This is a genomic window from Pseudomonas sp. GM30, assembly GCF_000282275.2.
Taxonomy (GTDB): domain Bacteria; phylum Pseudomonadota; class Gammaproteobacteria; order Pseudomonadales; family Pseudomonadaceae; genus Aquipseudomonas.
Genome location: NZ_AKJP02000014.1, coordinates 84,755 through 90,754, shown reverse-complemented (window position 1 = coordinate 90,754; position 6,000 = coordinate 84,755). Strand labels below are relative to the sequence as shown.

Genomic DNA, 6,000 nt, shown 5'->3' with positions numbered 1-6,000 from the left:
GCGGGAGCAAGCTCCCTCGCCACAGGGCTCAGCACATGTCACAACTGACTTGCATTGCTCAAAAAGGGTGGGCCATAAAAAACAAAACCCGCTTCCCGAGAGAAGCGGGTGGGGTCGAGCTTAAGCCTGAGTCGCGTACTTGGCCAGACGTGGGTCTGATTTCAGAACGGCCAGGGTGTTGGTATGCACGTCTTCGGCGGTTACGTCAGCCTTGCTGAAGATCTGCTGGAAGTGCTCGTGAGTGACAGCAGCGAAGTGCGCACGGTCTTCCGGCGCCACGCCCAGTACCACGGCATAGGTCGTCAGCGCTTCGCCGTTGCCCTTGGCCATGTCTTCGGACAGCTCGTTCATCATGCCATTCATGGCGAACCAGGATTTACCGCCGTAGGTCAGCGACGCGTTGGTCGAGCAACCGTTGGTGCCGGAAGTCATACCGAACGTAGCGTTACCGGAGGTGCCGTTAGTGGTGGATGCCAGGAAGTGTGCCGGGGTGCCACGCTGACCTTCGAACAGCATGTTGCCCCAACCGCAATCCGGGCCACCCGGGGCTTGCGCCATGGCGTTGATGGAAACAGCGGTGAAGAGAGTACCGAGAAGAATCCGTTTCATAGCTTTGTTCTCTTTGTGTGCATACCAATGGACAGGGTTCTGACCTCCAGGCTCTGTGATAACAGACCCCTGAAGCGCCAGTGGGCCGGTATTAGTTCCAGCCGCGCAGTTTGGAGTTTAGGCACGTTCCGGGGGTTCCGTGATTTTTTACAAAAGATTTGGCGATAACCCCGGATTCACGGGGGGCGAAGCGGGGTGGTCCGGTTGTCTATGCTTTGTCGTGTGGCGCGCCTTGCCAGTGGGGCACGGGCAGCGCCAGAATGCCGCTATCTGCCCCGCCTGATTGTTAAGGAAGCCCGATGCCTGATCCTGTTGCTGCCAGCCTGCGTATAGCGCCCGAAGCGCTGACTCGTCCGTTTTCCGCTGAACAGTTCAGCTTCACTACCACCAATGATCTGGAGCCCTTTCGCGGTGTGCTCGGCCAGGAACGTGCGGTCGAAGCCTTGCAGTTCGGTGTGGCGATGCCACGCCCCGGTTACAACGTCTTTGTCATGGGCGAACCGGGCACCGGCCGGTTTTCGTTCGTCAAACGCTACCTGAAGGCCGAAGGCAAACGCCTGCAGACCCCGGCGGACTGGGTCTACGTCAACAATTTCGATGAGCCGCGCGAACCGCGAGCGCTGGAACTGCCTTCGGGAACGGCCGCTGCGTTCATCGGCGATATCAACGGGCTGATCGACAACCTGCTGGCGACTTTCCCTGCGGTGTTCGAACACCCGTCCTACCAGCAAAAGAAAAGCGCCATCGACCGCGCCTTCAACCAGCGCTACGACAAGGCACTGGACGTCATCGAACGTCTGGCCCTGGAAAAAGACGTCGCCCTGTACCGTGACAGCAGCAATATCGCCTTCACGCCGATGCTCGAAGGCAAGGCGCTGGACGAGGCCGAGTTCTCGCAATTGCCGGAAGCCGATCGTGAGCGTTTCCACGAGGACATTTCCGGGCTCGAGGAACGTCTGAATGAAGAACTCGCGAGCCTGCCGCAGTGGAAGCGCGAGTCGAACAATCAGTTGCGTCAGCTCAACGAAGAAACCATCACCCTGGCCTTGCAGCCGTTGCTCTCGCCGCTGTCCGAGAAGTACGCGGAGAACGCTGCGGTCTGCGGTTACCTGCAGGCGATGCAGGTGTACCTGCTGAAAACCGTGGTCGAGCAACTGGTCGACGACAGCAAGACCGACGCCGTGGCGCGCAAACTGCTGGAAGAGCAATACGCGCCGAGCCTGGTGGTCGGGCATCCGGCCAGCGGCGGTGCGCCGGTGGTGTTCGAGCCGCATCCGACCTACGAAAACCTGTTCGGTCGTATCGAATACACCACCGATCAGGGTGCGCTCTACACGACTTATCGGCAGTTGCGCCCGGGTGCACTGCACCGTGCCAACGGCGGCTTCCTGATTCTTGAAGCGGAAAAAATGCTCAGCGAGCCGTTCGTGTGGGATGCGCTGAAGCGGGCCCTGCAATCGCGCAAGCTGAAGATGGAATCACCGCTGGGCGAGATGGGCCGTTTCGCCACCGTGACCCTCAACCCGCAGCACATCCCGTTGCAGGTCAAAGTCATCATCATCGGCGCGCGCCAGCTGTATTACACGCTGCAGGACCTGGATCCGGACTTCCAGGAGATGTTCCGCGTGCTGGTCGACTTCGACGAAGACATTCCGATGGTCGACGAAAGCCTGGAGCAATTTGCCCAGTTGCTGAAAACCCGTACTTCGGAAGAAGGCATGGCGCCGCTGACCGCCGATGCGGTGGCGCGTCTGGCGACCTATAGCGCGCGGCTGGCGGAGCATCAGGGGCGTTTGTCGGCGCGGATCGGCGATCTGTTCCAACTGGTCAGCGAAGCGGATTTCATCCGCCATCTGGCCGGTGATGAAATGACCGATGCCGGGCACATCGAGCGTGCGCTGAAAGCCAAGGCCACTCGCACGGGTCGGGTCTCGGCGCGGATTCTCGACGACATGCTTGCCGGGATTATCCTGATCGACACCGACGGCGCCGCGGTTGGCAAGTGCAACGGGCTGACCGTGCTGGAAGTCGGTGATTCGGCGTTTGGTGTGCCGGCGCGGATTTCCGCCACGGTGTACCCGGGTGGCAGCGGTATCGTCGACATCGAGCGCGAGGTCAACCTTGGGCAACCGATCCACTCCAAGGGTGTGATGATTCTCACCGGGTATCTGGGCAGCCGTTACGCCCAGGAATTCCCGCTGGCGATTTCCGCGAGCATCGCGCTGGAGCAATCCTACGGTTACGTCGATGGCGACAGTGCGTCGCTGGGCGAGGCTTGCACGCTGATTTCGGCGCTGTCGAAAACTCCGCTCAAGCAGTGCTTTGCGATCACCGGTTCGATCAACCAGTTCGGCGAAGTGCAGGCAGTCGGCGGGGTCAACGAGAAGATCGAAGGTTTCTTCCGCCTCTGCGAAGCACGGGGACTGACGGGCGAGCAAGGTGCGATCATTCCGCAGGCCAACGTCGCCACGCTGATGCTCGACGAAAAGGTGCTGGCGGCGGTGCGTGCCGGGCAGTTCCATGTGTACGCGGTGCGTCAGGCCGATGAGGCGCTGAGCCTGTTGGTCGGCGAGCCGGCCGGTGAGCCGGATGCTGACGGTCAGTTCCCTGAAGGCAGCGTCAACGCGCGCGTGGTCGAGCGTCTGCGGGTGATTGCCGAGATGATCAGTGAAGACGATCTGAAAGAGGCCGAGAAGGAATTGGCGCAGGAGGCGTTGGCAGAGGCCAAACCAGCTTAAAAAGTCTGGAGTAAATCCTGTGGGAGCGAGCTTGCTCGCGAAGGCGGCATACCAGTCGACAATTAGTTGCCTGATTATCCGCATTCGCGAGCAAGCTCGCTCCCACAGTTGTTTTTCATATTGGTTTTTGTGGTGATCTCCGGGAAAAGTGCCACTACTCTGACGTCAACATTCACACAATGACCATTCGGCGCCTTCTGGTTCCATCCGGCTTGCGCGGCGGACTTTTCTTCTATTCTCAGCTCAAGGACATCGACAGTATCACTGGATCGAAACAGCCTTCGCGTGAAGGCTGAATACAGGTTTTACCGAGGGTCGCCGCCATGTCGCGCAACCTCTGCCTCACCCGTCAATGCCTGGGTCTTGTGACCCGCATCGAATGCGCCATCAAACCGCTGGCCGGCGATAACGGCATGTGGACCTTGCTCTTCGCTGCCGGCATGGCCGGCGAACAACCTTCCGCCATCAAGGCTCAGGGCCCATTTCACGGGCCGGTCGCCGCCGAGTCGATTCTCGACACCATTGTTGAAAGCCTGACGATGCACGGTTACGAGCTGGCCGACGATCCGCAGATCTGGAGTCTGCACCTGCAGGCACAGCTGCGCCAGATCAATGGCGGGCGTGGGCGTACGGTCGGCGTGTTCGACCATTAGACGCAATCACGGCGCAGTGTCGGGCACCTGCGCCTTGTCGAGCTTGACCTCGAAGCCGTATTGCACGGTATTGAGTTCGGTTCGCTGATAGGTCTCCACATGCGTTGGACGGCCATAGAAGTAATGCACGCCGAACAGCGCCGGACCATCCGCACTCGCGTCGTGACTGACCGAAAGAATCTGTTTCAGGTAGTTACCGCTGTCGTCCTTGACGAAGAATCGCCAGGCGTTGGCCGGGAACAGTTTCAAGTCCACCACCAGCATGTTGTTCTTGATCTCCAGGCCTTTGGGCAAGGACTTGGCGTCGTAGGTTTGCTTGTCGACGGTCGCGAGAAACAACGGCATCGAGCCCACGGCAATCGCCGGGGTTTCCGGAAACAGGTTCAAATCGTAAGTGATCGTCGCTTGCAGCGGATCGACTTGATACGCCTCGGGCGGCAGTTCGATCGGCTCATCGAGTTTGCCACTGCGTTTCTCGGTGAAGAAGGTCACGGGACTCTCGCCGGGGCTGAAGTCATCGCCGAGCAGCTCATCGTTGAAGGTTCGACGGTGAGAGAACTCGATGCGTGCAGCGCTCGGATCCTCCACGGACTGATGGATGCGGATGCCGGCCTTCAACGCTTCCTCGGTGAGGCTCGCGCCCTTGAGCCAGTTCGGCGCCAGGTCGTCATAGACGACTACCGCCGGGTCCAGCGGCTGGATGGCTTTTTCGGTGGTGTGCTGACTGAAGGTGCGCACCGGCAGGTCCAGCGCCTTGCGAGTCACGGTTGCCGATGAGAAATCCAGCACGCTGACTTCCAGGGTATCGATGGGGCCATTGAAGTAGACCTTGTTGTAGCGGCGCGGATGCTGCTGCTCGAAGGTCTGCTGTTCGTCCTCGAGCTGTTTTTCCAACGCCTCGCTCCAGGTTTTCTGCTGTTGCAGATGCGCCAGTTGTTTCTCGTAGAAGGCGACTTGTGCCGGGCTCTCGTTGATCGAACCGGCGCGCACCAGGTATTGCCCGCTGGGGTCGCGGGCCTGAACGATGACTGGATTGAGCTGCGCACCCTCGACCTCAGGTGCCAATGGCAGGCTGTTGCTGAATTCGACTTCGGCGTAGTTCTTTTCAAGCTTCAGCAGAGTGACGCTGAGGTTGTCGTCGGTGCGGGTCTGGCCGACATCCTTCTGGTTCAGGTTGAAGCTGAACAAGCGACGCGGCGCGATGACTTCGACTTTGCCTTGCAGGCTCACCGGTTGTGGCTGGCTCTTCTTGTCCACGTCCAGCCCTTCGATGAACGGGTAGGTCACGGTCAGGTCATCGGGGTTGTTGACGTTGGAACTGGACGGGCTCAACTGAATGCCGGGATCGGTTTCCGACCACTCCGGTTGATAGGCGATCACCCGTTTGTTGCTCAGGGTCACCGATTGCCATTCCACGCCATGCGGGAACAGGAAACCGCCGGGAATGTTCAGGTTGAAGGGGAACACCGGTTGCAGGTCAGTAAGGTAGTCGGAACTGGCGTCCTTGTGCAGCACGAACAGCCCGTTGATAAAGGTATCGACCAGCGCCTGCGGCGAAGGGTAGTGCTTGAGGATGCCGAGCGTGTCTTCGCCGTAGACGGTTTTCAGCGGGGTGCTGTCGAGCTTGAGCTGCGCGCGTTCGAGCAGCAGCAGCGAACCGCCGAGTTCGGTTACGGCGTCCTTGAGTTTCGGGTCGGTGATGGCGTCCAGTGAATGTTCGAAGGTTGCCGTCTTCGCGTCGAGGCTGACCGAGGGTTTTTTCTCTTCGCCGGGCGAGCAGCCACCCAGCAGCAGAGCGAGGCAAATTCCGGCAGTCGTCAACGGTAATCGCACATGCATTTCCAGTCGTCCTGTCCACTTTCGCTAGGCGGTCAATGGTTTGGACAGTAGCAGAAAAAAAATCACCTACACATGCAGGTTGCAGTGATTGGAGGTGCGAGCCGGGCGGTTTCTGGTCGTCACGGGCGGCTGGTATACTCGCCGCCGATTTCAATCCTTAT

General features: G+C 59.7%; 4 protein-coding genes. 2 read left to right on the top strand and 2 right to left on the bottom strand.

Features of this window, described 5'->3' with window-relative positions:
* Positions 1-120 precede the first annotated feature (120 nt).
* A complete protein-coding gene (locus tag PMI25_RS11575; RefSeq protein ID WP_007909797.1) occupies positions 121-609 on the bottom strand; it encodes a DUF3015 domain-containing protein in 489 nt (162 codons plus the stop codon).
* 299 nt (positions 610-908) lie between these two features.
* On the opposite strand from PMI25_RS11575, the gene PMI25_RS11570 reads away from it, so the two are divergent.
* Positions 909-3,347 (top strand): Lon protease family protein, encoded by a 2,439-nt coding sequence (locus tag PMI25_RS11570; protein ID WP_007963792.1) that lies wholly within the window; start codon positions 909-911, stop codon positions 3,345-3,347.
* 323 nt (positions 3,348-3,670) lie between these two features.
* Entirely contained in the window at positions 3,671-4,000 is a 330-nt protein-coding gene (locus PMI25_RS11565) for a PA4575 family protein (protein WP_007963794.1), read from the top strand.
* Positions 4,001-4,006: 6 nt separating this feature from the next.
* Here PMI25_RS11565 and PMI25_RS11560 read toward each other — a convergent pair whose 3' ends face one another.
* Positions 4,007-5,839, bottom strand: a complete 1,833-nt coding sequence (locus tag PMI25_RS11560; protein ID WP_007963796.1) for a hypothetical protein — start codon at positions 5,837-5,839, stop codon at positions 4,007-4,009.
* Positions 5,840-6,000: the final 161 nt, after the last annotated feature.

What these genes read in the sequence shown, in the direction of transcription:
- PMI25_RS11560 (WP_007963796.1), bottom strand. Translation starts at nt 5,839, where the DNA reads ATGCATGTGCGATTACCGTTGACGACTGCCGGAATTTGCCTCGCTCTG.
- PMI25_RS11565 (WP_007963794.1), top strand. Translation starts at nt 3,671, where the DNA reads ATGTCGCGCAACCTCTGCCTCACCCGTCAATGCCTGGGTCTTGTGACC.
- PMI25_RS11575 (WP_007909797.1), bottom strand. Translation starts at nt 609, where the DNA reads ATGAAACGGATTCTTCTCGGTACTCTCTTCACCGCTGTTTCCATCAAC.
- PMI25_RS11570 (WP_007963792.1), top strand. Translation starts at nt 909, where the DNA reads ATGCCTGATCCTGTTGCTGCCAGCCTGCGTATAGCGCCCGAAGCGCTG.